Annotated in this window: 30 protein-coding genes; 16 read left to right on the top strand and 14 right to left on the bottom strand. The window is 67.4% G+C overall.

Translation table 11 applies throughout. The features are described from left to right. Together A5790_RS18955 and A5790_RS18950 are read left to right on the top strand one after the other, a co-directional pair. The coding region (locus A5790_RS18955) for a DUF4190 domain-containing protein (RefSeq protein ID WP_156656451.1) at window positions 1-405 on the top strand (405 nt) is incomplete at its 5' end. A gap of 4 nt (window positions 406-409) precedes the next feature. Continuing rightward, on the top strand, window positions 410-874 hold the full coding sequence (locus tag A5790_RS18950) for a DUF4190 domain-containing protein (protein WP_082694006.1): 465 nt from the start codon (window positions 410-412) through the stop codon (window positions 872-874). Window positions 875-877: 3 nt separating this feature from the next. On the opposite strand, the gene A5790_RS18945 is transcribed toward A5790_RS18950, so the two are convergent. Continuing rightward, window positions 878-1,834, bottom strand: a complete 957-nt coding sequence (locus A5790_RS18945; RefSeq protein WP_094289138.1) for a CoA ester lyase — start codon at window positions 1,832-1,834, stop codon at window positions 878-880. Window positions 1,835-1,859: 25 nt separating this feature from the next. Here A5790_RS18945 and A5790_RS18940 point away from each other — a divergent pair, with 25 nt between their 5' ends. From A5790_RS18940 to A5790_RS18920, 5 genes are all read left to right on the top strand, one after another. Next, window positions 1,860-3,152, top strand: coding sequence for a magnesium transporter MgtE N-terminal domain-containing protein (locus A5790_RS18940; protein ID WP_064396649.1), 1,293 nt, complete (start codon window positions 1,860-1,862; stop codon window positions 3,150-3,152). Then, complete coding sequence (locus A5790_RS18935; protein ID WP_064396651.1) at window positions 3,149-3,700, top strand: DUF1003 domain-containing protein; 552 nt, start codon at window positions 3,149-3,151, stop codon at window positions 3,698-3,700. Before A5790_RS18940 ends, A5790_RS18935 begins: the two co-directional genes overlap by 4 nt. Before the next feature lie 186 nt (window positions 3,701-3,886). Further along, the gene (locus tag A5790_RS18930; RefSeq protein ID WP_066847626.1) at window positions 3,887-5,275 is read left to right on the top strand and encodes a lytic transglycosylase domain-containing protein; all 1,389 of its coding nucleotides are present in this window, start codon (window positions 3,887-3,889) and stop codon (window positions 5,273-5,275) included. A 34-nt stretch (window positions 5,276-5,309) separates the two neighbouring features. Beyond that, window positions 5,310-6,452 carry an Mrp/NBP35 family ATP-binding protein gene (locus A5790_RS18925; RefSeq protein WP_066847623.1) on the top strand — a complete coding sequence of 381 codons (1,143 nt, stop codon included), beginning with the start codon at window positions 5,310-5,312 and terminating at the stop codon, window positions 6,450-6,452. A 75-nt stretch (window positions 6,453-6,527) separates the two neighbouring features. Next, the gene (locus tag A5790_RS18920) at window positions 6,528-7,151 is read left to right on the top strand and encodes a glycoside hydrolase (RefSeq protein ID WP_094289142.1); all 624 of its coding nucleotides are present in this window, start codon (window positions 6,528-6,530) and stop codon (window positions 7,149-7,151) included. 12 nt (window positions 7,152-7,163) lie between these two features. Here the strand turns inward: A5790_RS18920 and tatB are convergent, their stop codons facing one another. The 4 genes from tatB to sigE form a co-directional block, all read right to left on the bottom strand. Beyond that, entirely contained in the window at window positions 7,164-7,568 is a 405-nt protein-coding gene (gene tatB / locus A5790_RS18915) for a Sec-independent protein translocase protein TatB (protein WP_064396655.1), read from the bottom strand. A gap of 3 nt (window positions 7,569-7,571) precedes the next feature. Next, entirely contained in the window at window positions 7,572-9,056 is a 1,485-nt protein-coding gene (locus A5790_RS18910; RefSeq protein ID WP_066847556.1) for a S1C family serine protease, read from the bottom strand. A gap of 69 nt (window positions 9,057-9,125) precedes the next feature. Next, on the bottom strand, window positions 9,126-9,521 hold the full coding sequence (gene rseA / locus A5790_RS18905; RefSeq protein WP_064396719.1) for an anti-sigma E factor RseA: 396 nt from the start codon (window positions 9,519-9,521) through the stop codon (window positions 9,126-9,128). Between the two features lie 76 nt (window positions 9,522-9,597). Continuing rightward, the gene (gene sigE, locus A5790_RS18900; RefSeq protein WP_064396658.1) at window positions 9,598-10,380 is read right to left on the bottom strand and encodes an RNA polymerase sigma factor SigE; all 783 of its coding nucleotides are present in this window, start codon (window positions 10,378-10,380) and stop codon (window positions 9,598-9,600) included. Between the two features lie 176 nt (window positions 10,381-10,556). Between sigE and A5790_RS18895 the strand changes: the two genes are divergently transcribed. From A5790_RS18895 to A5790_RS18860, 8 genes are all read left to right on the top strand, one after another. Then, window positions 10,557-11,216, top strand: coding sequence for an O-methyltransferase (locus A5790_RS18895; protein WP_064396721.1), 660 nt, complete (start codon window positions 10,557-10,559; stop codon window positions 11,214-11,216). Window positions 11,217-11,388: 172 nt separating this feature from the next. Further along, window positions 11,389-12,087 (top strand): TetR/AcrR family transcriptional regulator, encoded by a 699-nt coding sequence (locus A5790_RS18890; protein WP_064396660.1) that lies wholly within the window; start codon window positions 11,389-11,391, stop codon window positions 12,085-12,087. Beyond that, complete coding sequence (locus tag A5790_RS18885; protein ID WP_064396662.1) at window positions 12,050-12,985, top strand: ABC transporter ATP-binding protein; 936 nt, start codon at window positions 12,050-12,052, stop codon at window positions 12,983-12,985. The genes A5790_RS18890 and A5790_RS18885 overlap by 38 nt, the downstream gene beginning before the upstream one ends. Beyond that, a complete protein-coding gene (locus A5790_RS18880; protein WP_064396663.1) occupies window positions 12,982-14,598 on the top strand; it encodes an ABC transporter permease in 1,617 nt (538 codons plus the stop codon). The genes A5790_RS18885 and A5790_RS18880 overlap by 4 nt, the downstream gene beginning before the upstream one ends. 11 nt (window positions 14,599-14,609) lie before the next feature. Beyond that, window positions 14,610-15,284 (top strand): isoprenylcysteine carboxylmethyltransferase family protein, encoded by a 675-nt coding sequence (locus tag A5790_RS18875; protein ID WP_064396664.1) that lies wholly within the window; start codon window positions 14,610-14,612, stop codon window positions 15,282-15,284. A gap of 198 nt (window positions 15,285-15,482) precedes the next feature. Continuing rightward, window positions 15,483-15,743, top strand: a complete 261-nt coding sequence (locus tag A5790_RS18870) for a hypothetical protein (RefSeq protein WP_064420206.1) — start codon at window positions 15,483-15,485, stop codon at window positions 15,741-15,743. A gap of 36 nt (window positions 15,744-15,779) precedes the next feature. Then, a complete protein-coding gene (locus A5790_RS18865) occupies window positions 15,780-17,063 on the top strand; it encodes a DUF222 domain-containing protein (protein ID WP_066847554.1) in 1,284 nt (427 codons plus the stop codon). A gap of 236 nt (window positions 17,064-17,299) precedes the next feature. Continuing rightward, complete coding sequence (locus A5790_RS18860; protein ID WP_064396669.1) at window positions 17,300-17,884, top strand: DUF4126 domain-containing protein; 585 nt, start codon at window positions 17,300-17,302, stop codon at window positions 17,882-17,884. A 13-nt stretch (window positions 17,885-17,897) separates the two neighbouring features. On the opposite strand, the gene A5790_RS18855 is transcribed toward A5790_RS18860, so the two are convergent. Then, window positions 17,898-18,146 (bottom strand): hypothetical protein, encoded by a 249-nt coding sequence (locus A5790_RS18855; RefSeq protein ID WP_064420203.1) that lies wholly within the window; start codon window positions 18,144-18,146, stop codon window positions 17,898-17,900. A 146-nt stretch (window positions 18,147-18,292) separates the two neighbouring features. Next, entirely contained in the window at window positions 18,293-19,507 is a 1,215-nt protein-coding gene (glgC, locus tag A5790_RS18850; protein WP_064396672.1) for a glucose-1-phosphate adenylyltransferase, read from the bottom strand. A 131-nt stretch (window positions 19,508-19,638) separates the two neighbouring features. On the opposite strand from glgC, the gene glgA reads away from it, so the two are divergent. Further along, window positions 19,639-20,808: a glycogen synthase gene (gene glgA / locus A5790_RS18845; RefSeq protein ID WP_064420202.1), complete on the top strand. Its 1,170-nt coding sequence runs from the start codon at window positions 19,639-19,641 to the stop codon at window positions 20,806-20,808. Between the two features lie 18 nt (window positions 20,809-20,826). Here the strand turns inward: glgA and A5790_RS18840 are convergent, their stop codons facing one another. The 7 genes from A5790_RS18840 to A5790_RS18810 all read right to left on the bottom strand — a co-directional run bounded on the left by A5790_RS18840 (window position 20,827) and on the right by A5790_RS18810 (window position 26,565). Beyond that, window positions 20,827-20,994 (bottom strand): DUF3117 domain-containing protein, encoded by a 168-nt coding sequence (locus A5790_RS18840; protein WP_005059648.1) that lies wholly within the window; start codon window positions 20,992-20,994, stop codon window positions 20,827-20,829. A 145-nt stretch (window positions 20,995-21,139) separates the two neighbouring features. After that, window positions 21,140-21,787: a DNA-3-methyladenine glycosylase I gene (locus A5790_RS18835; RefSeq protein ID WP_066847552.1), complete on the bottom strand. Its 648-nt coding sequence runs from the start codon at window positions 21,785-21,787 to the stop codon at window positions 21,140-21,142. After that, window positions 21,784-22,137, bottom strand: coding sequence for a DivIVA domain-containing protein (locus tag A5790_RS18830; protein ID WP_064420200.1), 354 nt, complete (start codon window positions 22,135-22,137; stop codon window positions 21,784-21,786). Before A5790_RS18830 ends, A5790_RS18835 begins: the two co-directional genes overlap by 4 nt. Window positions 22,138-22,258: 121 nt before the next feature. Beyond that, window positions 22,259-23,206 (bottom strand): glucosyl-3-phosphoglycerate synthase, encoded by a 948-nt coding sequence (locus tag A5790_RS18825; RefSeq protein WP_064396681.1) that lies wholly within the window; start codon window positions 23,204-23,206, stop codon window positions 22,259-22,261. Then, window positions 23,203-24,027, bottom strand: coding sequence for a dihydropteroate synthase (gene folP, locus A5790_RS18820; RefSeq protein WP_064420239.1), 825 nt, complete (start codon window positions 24,025-24,027; stop codon window positions 23,203-23,205). The genes A5790_RS18825 and folP overlap by 4 nt, the downstream gene beginning before the upstream one ends. A 131-nt stretch (window positions 24,028-24,158) precedes the next feature. Continuing rightward, a complete protein-coding gene (gene fadD6, locus A5790_RS18815; RefSeq protein ID WP_064427757.1) occupies window positions 24,159-25,940 on the bottom strand; it encodes a long-chain-acyl-CoA synthetase FadD6 in 1,782 nt (593 codons plus the stop codon). Window positions 25,941-25,989: 49 nt separating this feature from the next. Next, entirely contained in the window at window positions 25,990-26,565 is a 576-nt protein-coding gene (locus tag A5790_RS18810) for a TIGR00730 family Rossman fold protein (protein WP_082961791.1), read from the bottom strand. Between the last annotated feature and the right edge of the window lie 19 nt (window positions 26,566-26,584).

Below are 26,584 nucleotides of genomic sequence, written 5' to 3'. Positions count from 1 at the left end.
GTCGCCGCGCCGACGGCAATGCCGGCGATCGCCAATCCGCGGCCGCCCTACCCTGACCCCGCCAACACCGGCCAGGGTTATCCACCGCCGCCGCCCTATGGCGCGCCCTCCCCTTACGGCGCTCCGCCCTCGTACGCGGGATACGGCGCACCCGGGTATGCCGACGGTTACGGCATGCCGCAGGACAAGACCAACGGTCTGGCGATCGGCTCGCTGGTGGCCTCGGCGATCGGCGTCCTCTGTGGTGTCGGCTCGCTGATCGGCATCGTGCTGGGCATCGTGGCGCTGAACCAGGTCAAGAACTCAGGCGAGGGCGGCCGCGGATTGGCGATCGCCGGCATTGCCGTCGGCGCGGCGACGCTGCTGCTCAACATCGTCTTCGGCATCGCCATGCTGAGCACCTGACCCAGTGAGCGGCGGCGACCAGGACGGGGTCGGGAACACCGGCAGGCCCGACCCGTTCGCACCGGTGGATTACCCCACCGATGCGGGGCTGCCGCCGCCGCTCGATACGCCGCCCTCACCGGGTTATCCGCCGCCCTATCCGGCTTCTCCTCCTAACCCTTATCAGGGCTACTACCCGCTCGGCAGTTACGGATACGACCCCTACCGGCCGATCCGTCCTGCGGGCACGAACGGGATGGCGATCGGCGCGTTGGTGTGCTCGCTCGTCGGGGTGTTCTGCTGCGGCGTGACGTGCATCGTCGGGGTGATCCTCGGTGTCATGGCGATGCGCGAAACCAAACGCACCGGACAGGACGGATTCGGAATTGCGTTGGCGGGCACGATCATCGGCGGGCTGGCGGTCGCAGGCTTCGTCGTCTACATACTGCTTTACCTGAGCCTGCTCGCCACCGGAGGGTTGTGGGCCTGAGCGTCACTGCGGCGGACGGAATGGCTCGCCTTGGCGCTGCATGCCTGCGGCGCGGCCCTTTCCGGCGATCACCAGGGCCATCTTCCGACTCGCCTCGTCGATCATCTCGTCGCCCAACATGGCCGCGCCCCTTGCCCCGCCTGCGCGCGAGGTGTGCCACTCGTAGGCCTCGAGAATCAGTTCGGCGTGGTCGTAATCCTTCTGCCGGGGACTGAAAATCTCGTTGCCCGCGACGATCTGGTCGGGGTGCAGCACCCATTTGCCGTCGTATCCGAGCGCCGCGGAACGGCCGGCGACGCGGCGGAAGCCGTCGACGTCGCGAATCTTCAGATAGGGACCGTCGATCGCGAGCACGCCGTGCGTCCGCGCCGCCACGAGAATGCGCATCAGCACGTGATGGTGCGCATCGCCGACGTCGTAGCCCTCCGGCTGCTCGCCGACCTCGAGCGTGCGCATGTTCAAGCTGGCCGCCATGTCGGCGGGTCCCAGCACCAGCGCCTGCACCCGGGGTGCGGCCGCGATCGCGTCAATGTTGGTGAGGCCCTGCGCATTCTCGATCTGCGCCTCGATACCGATGCGGCCGACCGGGAGGTCGTGGGTGGCCTCGAGTTGGCTCAGCAACAAGTGCAGCGCCTGGATGTGGGAGGCGTCGCTGACCTTGGGCAGGACCACGATGTCGAGTGCGGCACCGGCGGTCGCCACCACCTCGATGATGTCGGCGTAGGTCCACGGCGTCGTCCAGTCGTTGATCCGCACACCGCGCAGCTGACCGGCCCACCCCGGCTCCGCCAGAGCGGTCGCCACCCGGGTACGAGCCTCGGCTTTGGCCTCGGGCGCGACGGCGTCCTCGAGATCGAGGAACACCTCGTCAGCGGTCAGGGTTTTCGCCTTCTCGACCATTTTCGCGCTGCTCCCGGGAACGGAAAGGACCGTTCGGCGGGGTCGATACCGGTTTTCCACAACCACACTCTCTACCCTTTGATGCATGGCGGCGGTCAACAGGGTCTATGCGGCTCGTCTCGCGGGGATGGTGGTCTTGGGCCCCGACGGCGAATCCATCGGCCGTGTCCGTGATGTGGTGGTCAGCATCAGCCTGGTGCGCCAGCAACCCCGCGTACTCGGCTTGGTTGTCGAGATGCTCACGCGGCGAAGGATTTTCGTACCGATTCTGCGGGTGACGTCCATCGATCCCGGCGCGGTGACGCTTGCCACCGGCAGTGTGTCGTTGCGCCGGTTCGCCCAGCGTCCCGGTGAGGTGCTCGTGCTCGGGCAGGTGATCGAAACCCGCGTCCGAGTCGACGATCCGGACCTGCCGCAGCTGGCCAACGTCGATGTGATCGTCGTCGATCTCGGCATCGAGCAGACGCGCACCCGCGACTGGATGGTCACCAAGGTCGCAGTCCGCCCACACCGGCGCTTGGGCAGGCGCGCCAATGTGCACGTGGTGGACTGGCAGGACGTTCAGGGCCTGACACCGTCGGGTCTGGCGATGCCCGGCCAGGGCGTCGCGCAACTACTCGACCAGTTCGAGGGGCAGCGCGCCGTCGAGGTGGCCGAGGCGATCCGGGAGCTGCCTGCCAAGCGGCGCTACGAACTGGTCAACGCCTTCGACGACGAGCGGCTGGCCGACGTGCTGCAGGAGTTGCCCGAAGACGACCAACTCGACGTGCTCAGGAGGCTGCCGGCCGACCGCGCCACCGACGTCCTCGAGGCGATGGACCCCGACGACGCCGCCGACCTGCTCGGGTCGATGACGCCGACCGACGCCGAGCAGTTCCTTCGTCGCATGGACCCCGAGGATTCCGAGGATGTCCGTCGCCTGCTGGCGCACTCTCCCGACACCGCGGGCGGGTTGATGACATCCGAGCCCGTCGTGCTGGCCCCGGACACCACCGTCGCCGAAGCACTCGCGCGGGTCCGCGACCCGGACCTCACCCCGGCGTTGGCCTCGTTGGTGTTCGTCACCCGCCCCCCGACCGCCACGCCCACCGGTCACTACCTGGGTTGTGTGCACCTGCAGCGCCTGCTGCGCGAGCCGCCTGCCGATCTGGTCAGCGGCATCGTGGACACCGATCTGCCCAACCTGTCCCCCGACGACTCGCTGGGCGCGGTGACGCGCTACTTCGCCGCCTACAACCTGTTGTGTGGGCCGGTCGTCGACGAGGAGAGCCACCTGCTGGGCGCCGTGTCGGTCGACGACGTGCTCGACCATCTGCTGCCCCACGACTGGCGCGAGACCACCGAACCCGAGCTCACCGGCGCCGAAGGCACCTCATGAGCGACCGCAGCCGGCTCGATACGCCGCTGGCCACGCGGCGGCGGTTCTCGTTCAACGTCGATCCCGAGGCGGTCGGGAACGTCAGCGAGAACATCGCCCGGTTCCTGGGCACCGGGCGCTACTTGGCCTGGCAGACCATCCTCGTGATCGTCTGGATCACGTTGAACCTGTTCGCGGTCGGGCTGCGCTGGGACCCGTATCCGTTCATCCTGCTCAACCTGGCGTTCTCCACCCAGGCGGCCTACGCGGCACCGCTGATCCTGCTGGCGCAGAACCGTCAGGAAAACCGCGACCGCGTGTCACTGGACGAAGACCGTCGCCGCGCCCTGCAGACCAAGGCCGACACCGAATACCTGGCCCGCGAACTGGCCGCGCTGCGGTTGGCGATCGGCGAGGTGGTCACCCGCGACTACCTGCGCAGAGAACTCGACGAGATGCGCGAGATGCTGGCCTCCCTGCAGCACCCGGCTGGCGGATCGGACGACGACGAAGCTGGCCGGAGCGACCCGGGTGAGCGCCGGCCGAAAAAGTCGAGTGCAGGTGGCTAACGAATTGCTGTAACGCGGCGGTTATCTAGTAGGTATGGTGACTTGGTTCACAAGCGATCGCAAACATAGGACGGTTGAGTGCACATAAGGGGAGGAGCCGCCGCCCTCAAGGCCGTGCGGCGCCAAACGGGGCGTCTGCGGCGAATCCCGGGCCCTCACGTGCAGAAGCTGGCATCCGCCAACCGCATGCGCGCCGGCCTCGGCGTGGCCATCATCACCCCGATCATCCTGGCCGGCAGCGTCGGCGCCTCGGCGCCGTCCCCGCAGACCCCGACCTCGGATGCCGCGGTGACGCCACTGGCCGCTGTCGAACCGTCTCCGGGCGCCCGGTCGGGCGCATCGGTGGTCGCCGTCGCCAAGGAACCGATGGCCTTCCACATCGCCGCCTCGACGGTGTCGGCTCCCCCGCCCGCCGCAGTGGTGAATTCGCCTGGCGCACTGGGTATTCCCGGTATGGCCTTGTCGGCGTACCGGAACGCCGAGCGCATCATGGCGTCCGCTTACCCCGGCTGCGGCCTGAGCTGGAACCTGTTGGCCGGTATCGGGCGCATCGAGTCGATGCACGCCAACGGAGGCGCGACCGACGCCCGTGGCACGGCCATCCGCCCCATCTTCGGGCCCACGCTCGACGGCACTCTGCCCGGCAACGAGATCATCGTGCAGAGCCGCGTGGCCGACCGCGTCACCTACGCCCGCGCAATGGGACCGATGCAGTTCCTGCCGGGCACCTGGTCGCGGTACGCCTCCGACGGCGACGGCGACGGCAAGGCCGAAGTGCAGAACCTGTTCGACTCGTCACTGGCCGCCGCCCGCTATCTGTGCAGCGGCAACCTGAACCTGCGAGACCCGAACCACGTCATGTCGGCGATCCTGCGTTACAACAACTCGGTGGCCTACGCGCGCAATGTGCTGGGCTGGGCCGCGGCGTACGCGACGGGCGTCGTGCCGATGGATCTGCCTCCGATCACCGGATCGGTCCCGACGTTGGAAGACACCCCCGCCAACGTGCACCTCACCGATCTGAAGGAGTACCAGGGCCTCGGGCCGGGTCTGCCCCTCAACGCTCTGGGACTGCCAGAAGGCGATCCGTTGGCGTTGATGCCGTTGCTCGAGCGCGACTCGGTAGCCAGCCGGATGGGCAATATGCCGGGCTTCGTTCCTGGTCAGCGGCTCGGTCCCCTGCCAGGGCCGGCACCGCAAGCACCGGCGACGCCACAGGCCCCCGCGCAACCGCCGCCGTGGACACCGCCGTGGATGCAGCCACAACGGCCCGAGTGCGCGGTGTTCTGCATCGAGGACAACCCGGCGCCACCGCTGCAGCCGGCACTCGGTGGGCCACCGATAGCCAACCCGATGCTTCCGCCCGCACCGGCGCCGTTGGGGCCGCCCGCACCACTGGGTGCTCCGCAGCCTGGGCCCGCGCCGATCGGCGCACCGGCTCCCGTCGGCGCACCCGGTCCGGCTCCCGTCGGGGCACCCGCGCCAGGCCCGGCTCAAGCATCCGCACCCGGTCCGGCGGCACCCGCCCCTGGCCCGGCGGCCCAGCCGGGTCCGGCGCCGGGACCCGTCGGTTAAGCGCCGCCGTCGAGTCGGCCTAGACTCGACGGTGATGTCTCATTCACCCGCTGACCTGGAAACCGCGATCCGTCGCGCGCTGGCCAAGGTGATCGACCCCGAGCTGCGGCGGCCGATCACCGAGCTCGGCATGGTCAAGAACGTCACCGTCGAACGTGACGGGGCGGTCCATGTGGAGATCTACCTGACCACCGCCGCGTGCCCGAAGAAGACCGAGATCTCCGAACAGGTCAGCCGGGCCGTCGCCGACGTCCCGGGAACCGGTGCCGTGCGGGTCACCCTCGACGTGATGAACGACGAACAACGCACCGAACTGCGCAAACAACTGCGTGGTGATTCGCGCGAGCCCGTCATCCCGTTCGCCCAGCCCGGTTCGCTGACCCGCGTCTACGCGGTGGCCTCCGGTAAGGGTGGCGTCGGCAAGTCCAGCGTCACGGTGAACCTCGCCGCGGCCATGGCCGCGCGTGGCGTGTCGGTCGGAGTGCTCGACGCCGACATCTACGGGCACTCCGTTCCCCGCATGATGGGCATCACGGACCGGCCCACCCAGGTCGAGTCGATGATCGTTCCGCCGGTCGCCCACGACGTCCGGGTCATCTCCATCGCGATGTTCACCCAGGGCAACACCCCGGTGGTCTGGCGCGGCCCGATGCTGCACCGTGCGCTGCAGCAGTTCCTCGCCGACGTCTACTGGGGTGACCTCGACGTGCTGCTGCTCGACCTGCCGCCGGGCACCGGCGACGTCGCGATCTCGGTGGCCCAGCTGATTCCGGGCGCGGAGATCCTGGTGGTCACGACGCCCCAACTGGCCGCCGCCGAGGTGGCCGAGCGGGCAGGAGCGATCGCGCTGCAGACCCGTCAGCGCATCGTCGGCGTGGTGGAGAACATGGCCGGGCTGACGTTGCCCGACGGCACCACCATGCAGATCTTCGGCGAAGGCGGCGGCAAACAGGTCGCTGAGCGGTTGTCGCGCGCGATCGGCGCCGACGTGCCGTTGCTGGGCCAGGTGCCGCTGGACCCCGAACTGGTGACGGCAGGTGACTCCGGCGTCCCGCTGGTGCTCTCCGCACCGGACTCGGCGGCCGGTAAGGAGTTGCGCAGCGTCGCCGATGCCCTGTCGAGCCGCAAACGCGGACTGGCGGGCATGTCGCTGGGTTTGGACCCGGCCGGTCGATAACGGTCGCGTGTCCGAGCCCGAACTCCGTCACACCCTGTCCGACAAGGCGTTACAGTGCTGTTCGTGGGTAGGGCGATGTTAGCCAACGGGCGCGGCAAGTTGCTGGCGCTCGTTGCGTCCATCACGCTGTCCGTCGCCCTGTTCTACGCTCAGACCGCCGAACCCGCGGCACAGCATTCCGCCCCGCCCGCGGCCGGGCATCAGGATGCGCCTGCGGCCGCCCCCAGGGTCAACACACCCACCGAAGCGGAGTTGCTCGCGGCCAGCGCGCCCGTCGCCACGGCAGCGACCCCGTTCGCGTTGCCCGCCGGTATCACGCCCGAAAACGGGTTGCAGGTCAACACGATTCGGGTGGCCCGCGCGATCAGCGTGTTGTTCCCCGAAGTCAAGACGATCGGCGGATACCGCCAAGACCCGCTGCGGTGGCACCCGAACGGCCTGGCGATCGACGTGATGATCCCGAACCACGGCAGCGAAGCGGGCATCGCGCTCGGTAACCAGATCGCCGGGATCGCGTTGGCGAACGCGGAGCGCTGGGGTGTGATCCATGTGATCTGGCGGCAGGGCTTCTACCCGGGCGTCGGGGCACCCAGTTGGACGGCCGACTACGGCAACGAAACCGCTAACCACTTCGACCATGTCCACATCGCCACCAACGGCGGCGGATACCCGACCGGCGACGAGGACTATTTCATCTGAGCTCTCGCCGCTTTATGTGGCGTCGGTGTCGAACGGTGTCGTCGCGGGCGCTTGCGGTGCTGCGGGCGGAGCCGTCTGCGCAGGCGGCTCCGTCGAGGAGATCGGCTTATCGGCCTGCTTGCGGTCGAAGTTGCCGGTGAAGATCGAGTCGTCGCCGTCGAGCAGATGTTTGGTGAGCGCGGCGCGCGGCGTCATACCGCGCAACTTGTTGAGCTCGCTGAGCGGCTCGCGCAGGTCGTCGAACTCCGGTCCGAGGTCTTCCCGCAGTTGACTGGTGGCGCCGCTGATGTAGTCGCGGGCCTGCCGCAGCGCGCCCGTCGTCCACCGGATTGCGCCGGGTAGCCGCTCGGGTCCCAGGATCACCAGACCGGCGATCACCAGGATCAGCATCTCGCCCCAGCCGATATTGGCGAACATCGGCTATGTGGTGTCGGGACCCGGGTTGACGGTCAGCGTGACCCGCCGGCCGTCGCGCATCACCTCGATCGGTGCGTCCTGGCCGATCTTGAGCTGACGCACGGCGACGACGAACTCGTCGGCGTCGGCCACGGTGCGGTCCCCGACCTTGACCACGACGTCGTTCTCCAGGATTCCCGCCTTTTCCGCGGGGCTGCCGGCCTTCACGTTGGCCACCTGGGCGCCGGAGGCGATGTCGTTGCTGACCGAGCGGGCGGTCAGGCCCAGCGTCGGGTGGGCGATCTTGCCCTCGCGGATGAGCGAGTCGACGACCGTCTTGACCTCGTTGATCGGGATCGCGAACCCTAGCCCGCTGGCGCTGTCCGACAGCGACTTACCGGCGGTGTTGATGCCGATCACGTTGCCGTTCATGTCGATCAGGGGGCCGCCGGAGTTGCCGTGGTTGATCGGCGCATCGGTCTGCAGACCGTCGATGACGGTGTCGGTGTCGGAACCGTCGCCCGACAGCGGCACTGGGCGGTGCAGCGCGCTGATGATTCCGGCCGTGACGGTGCTGCGCAGACCCAGCGGGGCGCCCGCGGCGATCACCTCGTCGCCCACGCGTAGCTTGTCCGAGTCGCCCATCTGCGCCACGGTCAGGTTGTCGACGTTGTCGACCTTCAGCACGGCCAGGTCGGTCTTGGGGTCGCGGCCAACGAGGTTGGCGGGCACCTCTTTGCCGTCGTTGAAGACGATCTTCATCTTGTACTTGCTCGGGTTGTTGGCGGCCTCGGAGATGACGTGGTTGTTGGTGACGATGTACCCGCGTCCGTCGATGACGACGCCGGAGCCCTGCGAACCTTCCTGATCGCTGGTCGCCTCCACCGTGACCACCGAATCAGCTACGGCGGCAGCGACTTTGGCGATATGACCTTCGGGCGGCGGACCGCTGTCGGTGGTGTCGAGCGTGACCTTCGACGTGGTGAACGCCTCGACCACCTCGGCGGTCTTGCGGCCGACCCAGCCGCCTGCGAAGCCGATCACCAACGCGATGATGGCCAACATCGCCAGCGCGACGTAGGACACCCGGCCGCTGAACAGCACGTCTCGCACGCCCAACTTGCCCGTGGGGACATTCGCCGGGGGTCGCGGCGGCTCGTGGACGGCGGGGGCGCCAAGAGCGGCTGGCGCCGACGGATCCCGCCACGGGTCGGCTGCCAAGTCGGTGTCCTGATCCCGCTCGGCTTCGAGCGCGCCCGCGTCGGCGGGATGGCGCTGCAGCGAGTCGCCGCCGGGATGGGGCTTGCCGAACGCCTCGGCCAGCACCGGGTCGGGCGGCTGGTTGGTCGGCGTGAACTCGCCTTGGTCGCGATATTTGTCGAGGCCCACGAACGAACCCTCGACACCGTCGGGCCTGCCGAATGCGCGCTGCGCCGCCGGATCGACGGGCGGCCGCGAGACAGGGCGCGGTTCCAGGCGTTCACGCCCGGTCTGGTCGAGATTGGTCACCCGGTCATCACCCTCTGTGAAAGCGCCTGCGAATGCCGGCGCGGATCGCTGCTGGTCTTCGCACTTACCCTACCGGCGCTTGCGCCGAGAACGCTGTGTGCTGTCAGCAAACTGGGACTGCTGCGTCTCGACGGGCGGCTCCGGTGGAGCATGGTGCGGGATCTCGGACAACAGGCCCAGCAGCGAGCTCGGCATGGCGACCGGCCGGCACTCCCGCAACGCCGCGCGCGCTTGGCGCTGGGCCTCGACCTCGGCGGCGCACTGCGGGCACAGCGATAAGTGGTGGGCGGCGCGCAGATGCGGGGTCAGCCTCAGTTCACCGTCGACGAAGGCGGCGACGGCCTCGGTCGAGAGGTGCTCAGTGGAGCCGAACTCTCGCGGCCCGACGGGCGCGTCGCTCTGGGAGGCGAACTGAGAGGGCAACCACGAGAAGGCCCGGCGGAACACGTGTCCCGGGTCGACCATCGCCCCGCTCCTCTCGCTGCGTGTCACGGCGTCCATTCGAATGTAGCGCGGCGCGCTGTGCGGATGCCCGCGAACGTCAGGCCGTTTTGGCCGCGTCGCCGTTGCCAACCCCGGTCTCGCCGTGGTTGGCCAGGTAGTCGCGGAGCGCCTGCCGCCCGCGGTGGATGCGGCTGCGCACGGTGCCCAACTTGACGTCGAGCGTCGCGCCGATCTCCTCGTAGGACAGTCCCTCGATGTCGCACAGCACCACGGCGGCGCGAAACTCCGGCGGCAACGAATCCAGCGCGGCTTGCAGGTCAGGACCGAGCCGCGAGTCGTGGTAGATCTGCTCGGGGTTGGGATCGTCGGCCGGAACGCGGTCGTAGTCCTCGGGAAGCGCCTCCATACGGATGCGGCCGCGTCTACGCACCATGTCGAGGAACAAGTTGGTGGTGATGCGGTGCAGCCAGCCCTCGAACGTGCCGGGCTGATAGTTCTGCAGCGAGCGGAACACCCGGATGAACGTCTCCTGGGTGAGGTCCTCGGCGTCGTGCTGATTACCCGACAGACGGTAGGCCAGCCGGTACACCCGGTCGGCGTGCTGGCGTACCAGCTCGTCCCATGAGGGCATGGTCGATTTGTCGCCCGTGGCGTCGAACACCGCGGTGCCGGTCATTTCGTCGGAAGGCTCGACCCATTCCCCATCCGCGAACTGTTCGAGGTGGGACATCGAAGTCGGCGCCATCTTGATGGTGGTCGTCAGATCCTCCTGGTCACAGCCGCCATCACGGTGCGGCGGTTCGTTACTGCCCGCAACGCGGAGATCCGCATAGGTATTCCCTGGTTGGTCCCCTGGATGCCAGCGTCCGCCGTTTTCCATGGGACATACCGTCTCCGACCGTTCCGTGCCTGGCATATGAGCAAACTGAACATTTCCTGAGAAAGCTTTCCTACCCATTTTTGACCTGCGCGAACCCGCTGAAAATTCGCATGATCGGGTCGTCGCGAACGGGCGTGTCGCGATGCTGGCCCGCACCGGTTGGCTACGCTGCGGGCATGGCCGGCACCGACGACGTCATCGGACCGCACAGCCGTGCCGACTCCATCGTCTCGCACGCCGAGCAGTCGATCTCCGAGGACGCCATCGTCGCCGCGGCGCGCGAACGCGCCCTCGACATCGGCGCAGGCGCCGTCACCCCCGCGGTCGGCGCGCTGCTGTGCGTGTTCGCCAAGCTGACCTCCGCCAAGGCCGTCGTGGAGGTCGGGACCGGCGCCGGGGTCAGCGGACTGTGGCTGCTGTCGGGTATGCGCGAAGACGGCGTACTGACCACGATCGACGTCGAACCCGAGCATCAGCGCATCGCCAAGCAGGCGTTCACCGAGGCCGGGATCGGACCCGGGCGCAGCCGTCTGATCAGCGGGCGCGCCCAAGAAGTGCTGACCCGCCTCGCCGACGAGTCGTACGACCTGGTGTTCGTCGACGCCGATCCGCTGGATCAGCCGCAGTTCGTCGCCGAAGCCGTCCGGTTGCTGCGCCCGGGCGGGGCGATCGTGCTGCACCGCGCGGCGCTCGGGGGCCGGGCCGGCGACGCCACCGCCAACGACGCCGAGGTGGCGGCCGTGCGCGAGGCCACCCGGCTGATCGCCGAGGACGACCGGCTCACCCCGGTGTTGATCCCGCTGGGCGACGGCCTGCTCGCCGCCGCGCGCGACTGAAATCTCTCCGCTGTTCCCTCGGGTCGCCGAGTTCTGCGGTCGCCGAGTTCTGCGGTCGCCGAGTTCTGCACAGTGGTCGCGCTCGCCGCGCGATCGCGACCCTCATGCAGATCTCGGCGTGCTCTTTCATGCATCTTGACCACCGACTGAACGTGCGTTTAGTCTACTGAACGTGCGTTCAGCTTCGAACGATCTCACGGCCGTCGCCCGGATTCGCGATGCCGCGATCGACCAGTGGGGCCAGCACGGGTTCAACGTCGGCCTCCGAACCATCGCCGAGGCGGCGGGGGTGTCGGCCGCGCTGGTCATTCACCACTTCGGCTCCAAGGACGGACTGCGCAAGGCGTGCGACGACTTCATCGCCGACGAGATCCGCCAAGCCAAGACCGAGTCGATGCAAACCAGCGATCCGGCGACCTGGCTCGCCCAGATGGCCGAGATCGAGTCCTATGCGCCGTTGATGGCGTACCTGGTTCGCAGCATGCAGTCCGGCAGCGAGCTGGCGAAGTCGTTCTGGCGTCGCATGATCGACCAGGTCGAGCAGTACACCGACGAAGGCGTTCGATCGGGTGTACTCAAGCCGAGCCGTGACCCCCGCGCAAGGGCCCGGTACCTCGGGATGATCGGCGGAGGCGGCTTCTTGCTGTATCTGCAGCTGCACGACAATCCCACCGATCTGCGGGCCGTGTTGCGTGATTACAGCGAGGACATGGTGTTGCCCGCCCTCGAGCTCTACACCGAAGGGCTGATGGCCGACTCGACCATGTACGACGCGTTCCTCGCCCAGCGCGAGAAAGGCATCCCGTTCACCACCGGGGAAGAAGGAGATCGCGATGACGGCTCAGACAGCGCACCATCGGCGGCAGGCTGACTTCAACGGACCTGCCGTCGAAGTTCGCGGACTGACAAAGGCTTTCGGACGGACCAAGGCGCTCGACGGACTGGATTTGACGGTGGCGCCGGGACAGATCACCGGCTTTCTCGGCCCGAACGGCGCGGGCAAGTCGACCACAATCCGCGTGTTGCTCGGCCTGTTGCGGGCGGACAGCGGCACGGTGCGGCTGCTCGGCGGCGATCCCTGGCATGATGCGGTGGCACTGCACCGCCGGATCGCCTATGTGCCGGGCGATGTGACGTTGTGGCCCAACTTAACCGGGCTGCAGGCGATCGACTTCCTGGCCCGGCTGCGCGGCAACGGCGTGGACACGGCCCGGCGGGATCAGCTGATCGAGCGCTTCGAACTCGACCCGCACAAGAAGGCCCGTACCTACTCCAAGGGCAACCGGCAGAAGGTCGCCATCATCGCCGCGTTTTCCACCGCCGCCGAGCTCTACATCCTCGATGAGCCGACGTCTGGCCTGGATCCGTTGATGGAGAAGGCTTTTCAGGAGTGCGTGGGTGAAGTCGTCCAGCGCGGCGCTGCGGTGCTGTTGTCGAGCCACATCCTGGCCGAGGTCGAAAAGCTGTGTGACAGCGTCACGATCATCCGCGCCGGTCGCACCGTGCGCGCCGGCACCCTCGCGGAGCTGCGGCACCTGATGCGCACGACCGTGACCGCACGCACCCGCAACGACGGCCAGCGCCTTCGGGGCGAGCCGTTCGTCCACGACTTCGCGGTCACCGACGGGCACTACGTCTTCTCGGTCGACCGCAACGATCTTGACCGCGCGATGGGCATTCTGACCGAGCTCGGGATCCTCGACCTGACCGTCACACCGGCGTCTCTGGAAGACATGTTCCTGCGCGAGTATCGGGGGGTCGCGCGATGACGACGATGACGGTGTCCGCGCCGCGCACGCAACGGCATGGCCGTTCGAACGCCTGGACGGGCACCGCAGACCTGCTGCGCCTGGCTCTGCGCCGGGACCGGCTCCGGCTCAGCGTCTGGGTCGCCGTCCTGACGATGCTGATGGCCTATGCGCCCGCCGCGATGGAGCTGGCCTATCCCGAAGAGGCGCAGCGGCTCACGCGCGTGGATCTGCTGAGGACGCCCGCGGGAATGATGATGGGCGGACCCATGTTCGGGCGCAACGAGACCGACCTCGGCGCGATGATCGCGAACGAGATGATGCTGACGCTGATCGTCGCCACGTCGATTCTCGCGATCCTCACGGTGATTCGCCATACCCGGGCCGAAGAGGAAAGCGGCGCAGCCGAGTTGGTGCTGTCATCGGTCGTGGGCCGCTATGCGCGAACCGCAGCGGCACTGATCCTGGTCGGCGTGGTCAACGTGATGCTCACCGTGACGATGACGCTGGCGATGGCCGCGAGCGGCTTCTCGCTCATCGACACTGCGGCGATGTGTCTCGGCGTGACCGGGGTGGCCATGCTTTTCGGCTCCGTGGCCGCGGTGACCGCGCAGTTGTGGCGCCAGTCGCGTACGGCGTCCGGCGCGGCCATGGCCGTGCTGGCGGTCGCTGCGGTGGTCCGTGGAATCGGCGATGTGATCGACAATTCCGGCAGTGCGCTGAGTTGGTTCTCCCCGATCGCGTGGGCCCAACAGATGCGCGCGTTCGTCGATCTGCGGTGGTGGCCGTTGGCGCTGCTGATCGCGCTCACCGTCGCCCTCATCGCACTGGCTGCGGCGCTGGAGGGCAGGCGCCAGTACGACGCCGGTGTCATTCCGTCCACCGGTGAGCATCCCGACGCCCGCCCCATCAGGGGTGTGCTGGGTCTGCACCTGACGCTGCAGCGAGGTCAGACCGTCGGCTGGACCATCGGATTGTTCCTCGGCGGCCTGGCATTCGGGTCGATGACCAAATCCCTGCTCGACGCGGCCGAGACCAACGACGTGATCCGGCTGATGATGGCCCAGCAGGGCACCGACGGCGTGTACACCACGATGACCCAGTTCCTCGCGGCCGCGGCGAGCGCGTACGTCGTCGCCGCCGCGCTGCGGGTTCACACCGACGAGGGCAACGGCCTGGGGGAAGCCGTGCTGGCCGGAGCGGTGTCGCGATGGCGCTGGCTGACGACGGCCGTCGTATCGGCGGTGCTCGGTTCGGTGGTGCTGATGTTCGCCGCCGGACTCGGCAACGGGTTGGGCGCGGGACTCACGGTCGGCGAACCAAACACGGTGCTGCGCCTGACGCTCGCCGGCCTGGCCTTCGTTCCCGCACTGGGGGTGATGGCGTCCGTGGCGGCGGTGGCCGTCGCGATGCAGCGGCCCGTGCTGGGTTGGCTGGCGGTAGCGTTCGTCGTCACCGCGCTGTACCTCGGCCCGTTGTTGCGGTTGCCGCAGTGGCTGATCGACCTCTCTCCGATCGGACGCACGACCGCGCCGATCGACTATTCGGTGGCCACGCTCGTCCTTCTGGCGGTACTCGCCGCCGCCCTGACGTGGGTGGCCGGTGCGCTGTACCGGCACCGCGACGTGGTCTGAAAGGAGCAGACATGAAGACCGCTCTGCAGGTATTAGCGTCGGCCGCGTTCGGATTCGCGTTCTTCGCCGCGGCGCTGTTCTGGCCGGCCGGGACGTTCGACTATTGGCACGCTTGGGTTTTCATCGCGGTGTTCATCGTCGGCACGATGGGACCAACCATCTATCTCGTCATCAAGCGTCCCGACGCGTTGCGCAGGCGTATGAGGGCGGGCCCGTTCGCAGAAACCCGACCGGTACAGAGGGTCCTCATCGCGGGGATCGTCTTGATGGTGGTCGTCGTGCTGGTGGTCAGCGCACTGGACCATCGCTTTGGATGGTCGACAGTGCCGACGGCGGTGGTGGTGCTCGGCAATGTGCTGGTGTGGACGGGTCTGACGCTTTCTCAGCTCGTCATCATCCAAAACGATTATGCCGCAGCCACGATCACCGTGGAGTCGGGTCAGTCGCTGGTCTCGACCGGACTGTACGGCGTCGTGCGACACCCGATGTACGCCGGCACGCTGACCATGTTGCTCGGTACCCCGCTCGCGCTGGACTCGTACTGGGGACTGGCCGCCATCCTGCCCGTCCTGCTGCTGCTCGTCGCGCGCATCGACGACGAGGAGAAGATGCTGCGGCAGCAATTGGCCGGTTACAGCGCATACCTCGACCAGGTTCGGTATCGGCTGATACCTGGAGTGTGGTGACGGGAACCTTTGTCGAGCCATCGCATCCGGCGGAAGTTCTTAGTCGCAGAGAAGCGCGGATGGGATGCGCCGGTCGAGCCGTCTTGGCTGTGCAGCCCGCGTTGAGCTTCGGGAAGCGCTCGACGACAGCGATGTGACGGAATGTCAGTGCCTCAATTTATAAAGTTGGGTTCCGGTCCGCGCAATGAGTACTGACTGGTGATCACCGGAGATCTGAAAAGCAAGGTCCACCGCGTATGGGATGCCTTCTGGTGGGGGTATTTCACACCGATCGAACGAACGGCCATCATGTTCGACAGCGTCGGCCAGAAGATGCTTCCGTTCCTGCGCGGATTGGGCGGTGACGGGTCGACGTGCTCCGAGCACATGAGAGATGCCCGCTCCACCATCCCGAACCTGGCCATGCTGTCGCGCGTTGTGGACCTGATCGACGACATCCCGATGAAGATGAGCTGGTGATGAGATTTGTCCCCCGCATCAGCTAGACTCGCACATATGTTCGAATCACTGGCAGTCATCGACACCGATGGCGATGAGGCGACGCTGGTTGACTGCATCGCCGAACTCGAGCACTTCAAGTCTGTCGCCGCTGCTAGACAGGCCCGGTTGACCGCGGCACTGGACCAAAAGCGCCGCGCCCGCGAGGCCGCCGAGGGCGTGCCCGCAGCCAAGCGTGGTCGCGGCTTGGCCAACGAAATCGCGCTGGCCCGCAACGATTCCCCTAACCGCGGCGGCCGTCATCTCGGTTTCGCGCGAGCTTTGGTGCACGAGATGCCCCACACGCTGGCCGCCCTGGAGGCCGGCGCGCTCTCCGAGTGGCGTGCCACCCTGATCGTCCGCGAATCCGCCTGTTTAACCGTGGAAGACCGCGGAAAACTCGATGTCCGGATGTGCGCGGATCAATCCGAACTCGAAGGCAAAGGCGACAAGCGCATCGCCGCCGACGCCAAAGCCATTGCCAATGAACTCGATCCACAAGCGATCGTCGACCGCGCCGTACGCGCCGTGCGCGAGCGTACTGTGACGATCCGTCCAGCCCCCGACACCATGGCCTATGTGACCGCGCTGCTGCCCATGCCCCAGGGTGTGTCCGTCTACGCGGCCCTCAAACGCGCCGCCGACACCACCTTCGACGATCGCAGCCGGGGCCAGATCATGGCCGACACCCTCTTCGAACGCATCACCGGCCAGCCTGCAGACGTTTCGGTGCCGGTCGCCGTCGACCTAATCATCACCGACGAGACGCTACTCGGCGGTGACACGACTCCCGCACGCGTTCCGGGTTACGGACCGATTCCTGCCTCGGTCGCGTGCCGATTGGCGAGCCGAGCCGTCACCGACGAGCGTTCGAAAGCCACGCTGCGTCGGCTGTACCGTCATCCGTCATCCGGCGCGTTGGTCGCCATGGAGTCGCGAGCTCGTTTGTTCCCGAAAGTCCTCGCGCAGTTCATCGCCTTCCGAGATGACACATGTCGCACGCCATACTGCGATGCCCCCATCCGGCATACCGACCATGCCACTCCGCACGGCGTGGGCGGGGAGACCAGCGAGCTCAACGGCGTCGGCAACTGCGAAGCCTGCAATTACGCCAAAGAAGCTCCGGGATGGCGGGTCACCACCCGACGTGACGGGGAGAGCACCCACAGCGCCGAGGTCACTACGCCGACCGGTGCCCGCCACCGATCTAAAGCGCCACCGCTGCCCGGCCGGCCGCCTTCGCCGGCAAGCAAGGTCGAAATCGCCTTCGCCGACGAAATCGCCTGGCGCGACGCTGCCTGATTCGGGGTTGTTCATCGCTTGTCAGTCCTGGCTGCTGCCAACGGTGTCATGGAGCCGGTACGGCTCTACGATTCGCCGTATACAGAGGCGCACCCCACGGTCCCGACACGGTATTCGCCGGCGCGGATGTTGAGGTATTCGTCGCCCCTTGTGCAGCTTTACGGATTGACGTCGGCCACCCACAGTGCGCCACTCTATCGGCGATGCGATCGCGGCTTGCGGCTCATAATGCGGAGATGGAACTGCTGACCGGCCTCGGCCTGGCGACCGCGGCGGGGCTCAACGCCTATATCCCCCTGTTGGCGCTTGGTCTGCTGTCGCGGTTCACCAACCTGGTCGCCCTGCCCGCCGGCTGGGCCTGGCTAGAGAACGGCTGGGTGATGGCGATCGTCGCGACGCTTCTGGTCGTCGAGATCGTGGCCGACAAAGTCCCGGCGCTCGACAGCGTCAACGATGCCGTCCAGACGTTCGTCCGGCCGACCGCGGGCGGCATCGTCTTCGGTTCCGGCACCGCGGCGCAGACGTCGGCGGTCACCGACCCCGGCGCGTTCGCTCAGTCCGGGCAGTGGATTCCGGTGGTGATCGGTGTCGTGGTCGCGCTAGTGGTGTCGCTGACCAAGTCGACCGTTCGTCCGGCGGCCAACGTCGCCACCGCCGGGGTGGCCGCACCGGTGCTGAGCACGGTCGAGGACGGGGTCAGTGTCGGACTGGTCCTCGCCGCGATCCTGGTGCCCGTGCTCGTGTTGGTGGCCGTCGTGGTCCTGGCGTGGCTGGCGGTCTGGATTCTGAGGCGACGGCGCCGCAACGCCGCAGCGAGCTGACTCCAGGTCCCGCTCACGTCAGCGTCGTGACGTAATGGCCGCCGGAGAAGACATCGATGTACCTGTTGCCGCTGATGTCCTTGTAGCCGCAGGTCGACACCGAGCCCTTGTTGGTGTAGGTCCCGCCGGCGGCTTTGCATTCGCTTTTGATCGTCTTCTCCGAGAGCTTCTCAGCGTGCGCGGCCGGCGCGGTCGTGGTCATTAGGGCGCCGACGGCGATCGCGCCGGCGGCGACGGCGGCCGTGATGGTGTTGCGTCTCATCGTTGTCTCCTGTGCTCGTGGCCTCGCGGGCCGTTTGACAGGAGCCAGCGTGAAGCACCAGGGCACAACGCATAAGGAGGGCGATGCCGAAACTCGTCGAGTGCACCCCTGGGTCTGGCGGACGGTCCGCGTTAGGGGGTTAGGGGTTAGATCCAGACGCCCTTGCCGACCGCGACCACTCCTCCGGCGCTGATCGCGAACCGTTCGCGGTCCTTGTCGAGGTCCACCCCGACCATCTCGCCCGGACCGACGACCACGTTCTTGTCCAAGATCGCGTGGCGCACCACCGCCCCGCGCCCGATGCGGGCCCCGGGCATGATCACGCTGCCCTCGACGATCGCCCCGTCGTCGACGACGACGTTGGACGACAGCACCGAATTCCGCACGGACGCAGCCGAGATGATGCTGCCGGCGCCGACGACCGACTCTTGGGCCGAACCGCCGTTGACGAACTTCGCCGGCGCGAGCATCTCCGACTCCCCGCGGATCGGCCAACGCTTGTTGTAGAGGTTGAACACTGGGTGCACCGACACCAGGTCCATGTGCGCGTCGTAGAACGCATCGAGGGTTCCCACGTCGCGCCAGTAACCGTGATCGCGTTCGGTCGCACCGGGCACTTCGTTGTTGCTGAAGTCGTACACCGCCGCCATGCCGTCGTCGACCAGACGGGGGATGATGTCGCCGCCCATGTCGTGGTCGGAGTGGTCGTCGTCGGCGTCGGCGCGGATCGCGTCGATCAACACCTTGGTGGTGAAGATGTAGTTGCCCATCGACACGAACGCCTCGTCGGGATTGTCCGGCGTGCCCGGCGGGTCGGGGGGCTTCTCGATGAAGCTGCGGATGCGGCCGGACTCGTCGGCGTCGATGACCCCGAACGCGGTGGCCTCCTGGCGCGGTACCCGGATACCCGCGACCGTCGCACCCGCGCCGCTTTCGATGTGGAACTGGACCATCTGTTCGGGGTCCATGCGGTAGACGTGGTCGGCGCCGAACACGACGATGTAGTCCGGATCTTCGTCGTAGATGAGGTTCAGCGACTGGTAGATCGCGTCCGCGGAACCGGTGTACCACCGTGGACCGAGCCGCTGCTGGGCCGGGACGGGCGTGATGTACTCACCCGCAAGGCCCGACAATCGCCAGTTCTGGGAGATGTGACGGTCAAGTGAGTGCGACTTGTATTGCGTCAGCACGCAAATCCGGAGATACCGCGCATTGACCAGATTCGACAGCACGAAGTCGATCAAGCGGTAGGCGCCGCCGAAGGGAACGGCGGGCTTGGCTCGATCCGCGGTCAACGGGTAGAGCCGCTTGCCCTCCCCGCCGGCCAGGACGATGCCCAGCACGTGTGGCAGTTCCCTCATGCTTCAAACCTATCGGCCGCTTCTGTCCTGGGCTACCCATTCCACGACGAGTCAACGTCTTCGACGCAGATCCGGCGGTTCCGACACGATCACTCCAGCGGCGGCTTGCGCCCGTAACTAGGGTCGAATTCATGCGGGTGGCGATGATGACTCGGGAATATCCACCCGAGGTCTACGGCGGGGCGGGGGTTCACGTCACCGAGTTGGTCGCTCAGCTGCGCCGCCTCTGCGAGGTCGACGTGCACTGCATGGGCGCCCCGCGTGCGGACGCGATCGTCGCGCAACCCGACCCCGCGCTGATCGGCGCCAACGCCGCGCTGTCGATGCTGTCGGCCGACCTCAACATGGTCAATGCCGCCGCACACGCGGACGTGGTGCACTCGCACACCTGGTACACCGGCCTGGCCGGCCACCTCGCCGCACTGCTCTACGGGGTGCCGCACGTGCTGACCGCACACTCGCTGGAGCCGATGCGCCCGTGGAAGGCCGAACAGCTCGGCGGCGGCTACCGGGTCTCGTCGTGGGTGGAGAAGACGGCGGTGGAGGGCGCCGACGCGGTGATCGCGGTCAGCTCCGGTATGCGCGAGGACGTCCTGCGCACCTATCCCGCGTTGGACCCGAATCGGGTCCACGTGGTGCGCAACGGGATCGACACCGAGGTCTGGTATCCGGCTCACCCGGAGCCGGGCGAATCGGTGTTGGCCGAACTCGGCGTCGACCCGTCGCGGCCCATGGTGGCGTTCGTCGGTCGGATCACGCGGCAGAAGGGCGTTGCCCATCTGATCGCCGCGGCCCACGATTTCGCCCCCGATGTGCAGCTGGTGCTGTGCGCAGGAGCGCCCGACACCCCCGAGATCGCCGCCGAAGTGACCGAGGCGGTTCAGCACCTGTCGCACGCCCGCACCGGGATCTTCTGGGTGCGCGAGATGCTCCCCATCGTCAAGATTCGCGAAATACTATCCGCTGCAACTGTTTTCGTATGCCCCTCAGTGTACGAGCCGCTGGGCATCGTGAACCTGGAGGCGATGGCATGCGCGACGGCGGTCGTGGCCTCCGACGTCGGCGGCATTCCGGAGGTGGTGGCCGACGGACACACCGGACGGTTGGTGCACTACGACCCGCAGGACGCGCCGGCTTACGAGAGCCGGTTGGCCGCGACGGTCAACGAGCTGATCGCCGACCCCGAGAGGGCGCGCCAATACGGCGAGGCCGGGCGGCAGCGCTGCATTCAGGAGTTCTCCTGGGCCCACATCGCCGAGCAGACCTTGGAGATCTACCAGAAAGTGGGCAATCCGGCGTAGCCGGTCACAGCGGAACCGTCAGCTCGTGACGTTCTTCAGTTCATCCCCGAGCGCGGCGGCCTCATCAGGGGTCAGCTCGACGACGAGTCTCCCGCCGCCTTCCAGTGGTACCCGCATCACGATGCCGCGCCCCTCCTTGGTTGCTTCCAGTGGACCGTCGCCGGTCCGGGGCTTCATCGCCGCCATCGAGTGCTCCCTCCAGATGAGCCGGCCCGCCCGCGGGCTCGGTCGGGGCCGAGACTGCCCACTCGTTTGACATTCCCGGCACTGAAACTGCTACTGAACGCCTCTATTGTTCCCTATCGGCGCCGTTCGGTGTGCAAAGACCCGGCTAAGGCCGCTTACCGGGTGCCGCTGAAGTCGCCGGTACCCAGCAGTCGGCGGTGTGATCGTCGACCATTCCGGTCGCCTGCATCAACGCGTAGGCGGTCGTGGGTCCCACGAAGCGGAAGCCGCGGCGCTTCAATTCCTTGGCCATCGCGGTCGACTCGGGGGTGACGGCGGGAATCTCGGCGAAGCTGGCGGGCCGCGGCCGGGGCCGCGGTGCGAACGACCACAACAGCTCGGCCAGGTCGGTTCCCGCGTCACGCAGGTCGGCCGCCGCTTGCGCGTTGGCGATGGTGGCCTCGATCTTCGCGCGGTTGCGCACGATCCCGGCATCGCCCATCAACCGCGTGATGTCGCGCTCGGTGTAGCGCGCGACCCGGTCGATGTCGAAATTGTGGAACGCTCGGCGGAAGTTCTCCCGCTTGCGCAGGATCACCAGCCACGAAAGCCCGCTCTGGAACGCTTCGAGGCTCACCCGCTCGAAGAGGGCAACCGAGTCGCGAAGCGGCCGCCCCCACTCGGTGTCGTGATAGTCGCGGTAGAGAATGAAATCAGCTGGGGCCAAACGTGATTCGTCGATCCACGCGCACCGGACACGGCCGTCGGGCTCGAAGGAGGGTTCTTCGGAGGTCTCCGGGGTGGCTGCGGTCACGACTCCTCCTCGGATTGCAATGCGTGCGCGCCACCCTCGATGGGCTCGTCGTCTTCGATGCCGTGGGTGGCCCGCAGGGTGGCCAGCTGACCGCGCAGCAGGTCGAGTTCCTGGCCCAGCCGGTCGAGCACCCAGTCGACTTCGCTGGTCTTGTAGCCGCGCAGCGTCTGGGCGAACTTGACGGCGTCGACGTCGGCGCTCGTCACGCCGGAGGCGGGCAGCACCGTAGCGGTGGTCTCCCGCGGCAACGGGGGCAGCGGTTCACCGCGCCCGAACACGACGCTGCCGACGGCGAACAGCACCACGGCGATCAGGACCAGTACGACCAGATACAGCAGAACCAGGCTCACGGTTTCGATACTGCCTCAGCGCGCCGACATCCGGCGGACGACGATCAAGCGGCGAGGGACGAGCCGCGCTGAGGAGTCCGCCAATTCAACCCGGCGGACGACGATCAAGCGGCGATATGACTCAGCGTGGGCGCAGGGTCACCATCGGGGGGCGGTCGGCCAGCGACACCGACGATGTCCGCGGCGTGTAGTCCTGACCGTCGGCGAAGAACTGCGTCAGCCCCACACCGGAGTCCGGCACCCCGCAGCGCGAGAGCAGCGTCGCGATCACCTGGCGGCTCATGCTGGCCAGCTCGGTCAGCGGCCGGTTGCGGTGGGTGCGAACACCGAGGTTGACCTGGGCGATCCCGTCGAGGCCGAGCCGGTCGTAGGCGTCGATCAGCAGACCGATCTCGACCCCGTAGCCCGGCGCGAACGGTACGGACGTCAACAGCTCACGGGTGCCCGCGTATTCACCGCCCAGCGGTTGCAGGATGCAGCTGAGCTCGGGCCGCAGGGAGGCCAGCAGCGGCCGGGCCACCAGCTCGGTCACCCGCCCGCCGCCGTTGGCGTCCTCGCTGCCGCTGACCTTCAGCGGCCTGCGGTAGAAGCCCTTGACCAGGTGCACACCGTCGGTGGTGAGCAGCGGACCCACCAGCTTGGGCACGAACATCGGGTCGGGGTCGATCAGGTCCGAGTCGACGAACACCACGACGTCACCGGTCGTGGCGGCCAGCGAGCGCCACAGCACCTCCCCCTTGCCGGGTTGCGGAGCCACCTCCGGCAGCGCCGCCTCACGGCTGATCACCCGGGCACCGGCGGCCAGGGCGCGGATCTCGGTGTCGTCGGTCGAGCCGGAATCCAGCACGATCAGCTCGTCGACCAGCCCACCGAGCAGCGGGGTGATGGTCTCGACGACGCTGCCGACCGTCTCTTCCTCGTTGAGGGCGGGCAGCACCACCGAGATGGTGCGGCCCCGTTTGGCGGCTTCGAGTTCGGAGACCGTCCACGTCGGCCGGCTCCAGCTGTGGTCGCTGAGCCAGCGTGCGATGACGACGTCAGTAGCGGGAAGTTCGGGTGTGAGTGTCATGCCAGTCCCCTCACCGTGCGCGTCGGCGGCCGTCCGCCCTGGATCGACGCGACCATCTCCAGTACACGCCGAGTCGGTCCGACCTCGTGCACCCGGAACATCGCGGCTCCGTCTGCGGCCGCCAGGGCGGTGGCTGCAAGGGTGCCCTCCAGGCGTTCGGTCAAACCCACACCCAGAGTCTCCCCGACGAAATCCTTGTTGCTCAGCGCCATCAGGACGGGCCATCCAGTGTTTACAAGCTCTTTCACATGGCGCAACAAACTAAGACCGTGATGAGTGTTCTTGCCGAAATCATGCGTCGGGTCGATCAGCACGGCGTCGCGCGCCACCCCCGCCGCGACCGCGCGTTCGGCCGCCGCGGTCACCTCCGCGATCACGTCGTCGACGACGCCGCGTTCGGTGATTCCGTAGTTGACCCGGAACGGCCTGGTGCGCGGTTGTGCGCCGCCGGTGTGCGAGCACACCAGGCCTGCACCGAACTCCGCGGCCACCTCCGGCAGCGCCGGATCGTGGCCGGCCCAGGTGTCGTTGATCAGGTCGGCTCCCGCCGCGCACGCCTGTTTGGCGACCGCCGAGCGCCAGGTGTCGACGCTGATCAGCTGATCGGGATAAATGCTGCGCAGCCATTCGATGAACGGAACGACGCGCGCAATCTCCTCGTCGGTGTCGACGGTGCTACCCGGGCCCGCCTTGACCCCGCCCACGTCGACGACGTCAGCGCCGTCCTCGATGACCCGGTGCGCGGCCGTCTTGGCCGCCTCGTCGGTGAACGCGGCGCCGCGGTCGTAGAACGAGTCCGGAGTCCGGTTCACGATCGCCATGATCAGCGCTCGATCGGCGGCGACGGGCCGGCCCAGGAAGCGGCCCGAGTGCGTGTTCACCCTTCCAGGCTACGGCGGCGCGATTTGTGCGTGATTTCGTTCGGCGGGCGAACGTTTCCACTCACGAATCGCTAGTTCTTGGGCTTCTTTCCGTCGGCGACCTCTTTGGGGTAGTCGTCGTAGAACTCGACGTAACCCTCGTCGCGACCGGAGAGCACGTAGATCGGATCGTCGATCTCCTCTACGTTGAAGCCCTCCTTTCGAAGGTCGACCTTCTGGCTCTTGAACGTCGACGTGTACGCCAACTCCTCGACCACCCGCACGAACAGCGGCACCGCGTAATTGGGCAACTTGTCGTATGCGGCTTTGGCCAGCGCCTTGCCGTCGAACTTCTCGCCCTCTTTGAGCTGGATCGCGGCCATGCCCGCGCGTCCGCCTGCGCCCTCGACCTCGACGCCAAAGACCGTGCACTCCTCGACCTGCGGAGCGGCGGAGATGGCCGTCTCCACCTCGGTGGTGGCGACGTTCTCGCCCTTCCACCGGAAGGTGTCGCCGAGCCGGTCGGTGAACGACGCGTGCCCGAACCCCTGCGAGCGCATGAGGTCGCCGGTGTTGAACCACACGTCACCGTCACGGAAAGCGTTGCGCACCAACTTCTTTTCGGTCTCTTCGCGATCGGTGTAGCCGTCGAAGGGCTGGAAGTTGCTGACCTTGGACAGCAACAGGCCCGGCTCACCGGTGGACACCTTCTTGACGCGGCCTTTGTCGTCGCGCAGCGGATCGCCGGTCTCCGGGTCGTACTCGACGAAGGCCACCGGCGACGGGCAGATACCGGTGGACTGCGGAATGTTGAACACGTTTACGAACGCGGTGTTGCCCTCGCTGGCGCCGTAGAACTCACACACCCGGTCGATGCCGAATCGTTCGGTGAAGTCGTTCCAGATCGCCGGGCGCAGCCCGTTGCCACAGATGACCCGCACCTTGTGCTTGCGGTCGGTGTCCTTGGGCGGCTGGCTGAGCAGATACGAGCAGATCTCGCCGATGTAGACGAACGCGGTCGCGTCGTAGCGGATCACCTCGTCCCAGAACTTCGACGCCGAAAACTGCTTGCCGATCGCCAGCGTCGCGCCCGAGTTCAGCACCGACGACAGCGCGACCGTCAACGCGTTGTTGTGATACAGCGGCAGACAGCAGTAGAGGGTGTCCTTGCTGGTCAGCCGCATTCCGAGACCGCCGAACCCGGCCAGCGCCCGCAGCCAGCGGTAATGCGTCATCACGCTGGCCTTCGGCATGCCGGTGGTGCCCGACGTGAAGATGTAGAACGCGTTGTCCTTGGCGAGCACCGCCGCGGTGGTCGGGGGGTTGCTGGCGGGCGCAGACGAGGCCAGGCGCTTGAGGTCGTCGATGGTGAGCAGCCCGTCGGTGTCGGCGCCGGACTCGGTGATCGGCTCGACGAAGTCGGTATCGGCGACAATGGCCTTGGCCTCCAGCAGCCCGAGGCTGTGCTTGAGCACATCGCCTCGCTGGTTGTAGTTGAGCATGCCGGCGATCGCGCCGCACTTGACCGACGCCAGCATCAGCAGCACGGGCTCCGCGGAGTTGCGCAGCATGATGGCGACGACATCGCCGTGGCCCACGCCGCGGGCAGCCAGGATCGCGGCGTAGCGGTTGACGGTCTCGTTGGCCTCGCGATAGGTGATCTGCTCGTCGCCGAACCGGAGGAACACCTTGTCGCCGTAGCGTGCGGCGCGGTCCTGGAAAACCTTGCCGATCGAGGTCTTGGCCGAGGGCCGAGCACCGAAACCGGTGACGACGCCGCGCAGGATCGTCGGCAGGTCCGCGATCAGGCCCGGCGCGCGGGCGGCGATGTCCAATAAACCGACGCTGCGGCGAATCCCCGACTTCTCGGTCATGCGCGTTCGTCCCTCCCTGTTCGTTTGTCGCACACCCTAGTGACCGTGTTCATGGCTGTGGCGCACACGCCGTCATGGCCGACTCGACGTCGACGGTGACGACCAATCGGTCCAGTGCCCCCTGCGCGACGTACCCGCTGTCGCGCAGATCGTGCAGCCAAGCCAACAGCCCGTCGTAGTGCCCGATGGGGTCGAGCAGCACGACCGGTTTGTCATGCATACCCAAATAACCCGCTGTCCAGGCTTCGAAGAACTCCTCGAGCGTGCCGATGCCTCCGGGCAGCGCGACGAACGCGTCCGCCCGCCCCTCCATGACCTCCTTGCGTTGACGCATCGTGTCGGTGACCACGAGTTCGTCGGCGTCGACATCGGCGACCTCGCGATGCACCAGCGCCTTCGGGATGACACCGACGGTGTGGCCCCCGCGGGACCTGGCCGCCGTCGCCAACGCACCCATCGCAGAAACGTTTCCGCCGCCGGAGACCAGGCTCCAACCCCGCTCGGCGATCGCCACCCCGACCTCCTCGGCCAGCCCGATGAGGTCGGGGTGCATCGGACCCGACGCGCAGTAGACACACACCGCCCACTGACGGCGGGACTCGCGAGCGTGGGGTTCTGCGGACACGAGCACAACCTAGCCGCAC

It is taken from the genome of Mycobacterium sp. 852002-51152_SCH6134967, from assembly GCF_001667105.1.
GTDB classification, from domain to species: Bacteria; Actinomycetota; Actinomycetes; order Mycobacteriales; family Mycobacteriaceae; genus Mycobacterium; species Mycobacterium neumannii_A.
This window is presented reverse-complemented; position numbering and strand designations above follow the sequence as displayed.

Coding starts and splice junctions, on each gene's coding strand:
- A5790_RS18920 (WP_094289142.1), top strand. CDS start 6,528: ATGTTAGCCAACGGGCGCGGCAAGTTGCTGGCGCTCGTTGCGTCCATC.
- rseA (WP_064396719.1), bottom strand. CDS start 9,521: ATGGTCGACCCGGGACACGTGTTCCGCCGGGCCTTCTCGTGGTTGCCC.
- sigE (WP_064396658.1), bottom strand. CDS start 10,380: ATGGAAAACGGCGGACGCTGGCATCCAGGGGACCAACCAGGGAATACC.
- folP (WP_064420239.1), bottom strand. CDS start 24,027: ATGGCGATCGTGAACCGGACTCCGGACTCGTTCTACGACCGCGGCGCC.
- A5790_RS18935 (WP_064396651.1), top strand. CDS start 3,149: ATGAGCGACCGCAGCCGGCTCGATACGCCGCTGGCCACGCGGCGGCGG.
- A5790_RS18885 (WP_064396662.1), top strand. CDS start 12,050: ATGACGGCTCAGACAGCGCACCATCGGCGGCAGGCTGACTTCAACGGA.
- A5790_RS18865 (WP_066847554.1), top strand. CDS start 15,780: ATGTTCGAATCACTGGCAGTCATCGACACCGATGGCGATGAGGCGACG.
- A5790_RS18930 (WP_066847626.1), top strand. CDS start 3,887: ATGCGCGCCGGCCTCGGCGTGGCCATCATCACCCCGATCATCCTGGCC.
- A5790_RS18840 (WP_005059648.1), bottom strand. CDS start 20,994: ATGGCGGCGATGAAGCCCCGGACCGGCGACGGTCCACTGGAAGCAACC.
- fadD6 (WP_064427757.1), bottom strand. CDS start 25,940: ATGACCGAGAAGTCGGGGATTCGCCGCAGCGTCGGTTTATTGGACATC.
- glgA (WP_064420202.1), top strand. CDS start 19,639: ATGCGGGTGGCGATGATGACTCGGGAATATCCACCCGAGGTCTACGGC.
- A5790_RS18825 (WP_064396681.1), bottom strand. CDS start 23,206: ATGACACTCACACCCGAACTTCCCGCTACTGACGTCGTCATCGCACGC.
- A5790_RS18880 (WP_064396663.1), top strand. CDS start 12,982: ATGACGACGATGACGGTGTCCGCGCCGCGCACGCAACGGCATGGCCGT.
- A5790_RS18925 (WP_066847623.1), top strand. CDS start 5,310: ATGTCTCATTCACCCGCTGACCTGGAAACCGCGATCCGTCGCGCGCTG.
- A5790_RS18875 (WP_064396664.1), top strand. CDS start 14,610: ATGAAGACCGCTCTGCAGGTATTAGCGTCGGCCGCGTTCGGATTCGCG.
- tatB (WP_064396655.1), bottom strand. CDS start 7,568: ATGTTCGCCAATATCGGCTGGGGCGAGATGCTGATCCTGGTGATCGCC.
- A5790_RS18940 (WP_064396649.1), top strand. CDS start 1,860: ATGGCGGCGGTCAACAGGGTCTATGCGGCTCGTCTCGCGGGGATGGTG.
- A5790_RS18860 (WP_064396669.1), top strand. CDS start 17,300: ATGGAACTGCTGACCGGCCTCGGCCTGGCGACCGCGGCGGGGCTCAAC.
- A5790_RS18895 (WP_064396721.1), top strand. CDS start 10,557: ATGGCCGGCACCGACGACGTCATCGGACCGCACAGCCGTGCCGACTCC.
- glgC (WP_064396672.1), bottom strand. CDS start 19,507: ATGAGGGAACTGCCACACGTGCTGGGCATCGTCCTGGCCGGCGGGGAG.
- A5790_RS18855 (WP_064420203.1), bottom strand. CDS start 18,146: ATGAGACGCAACACCATCACGGCCGCCGTCGCCGCCGGCGCGATCGCC.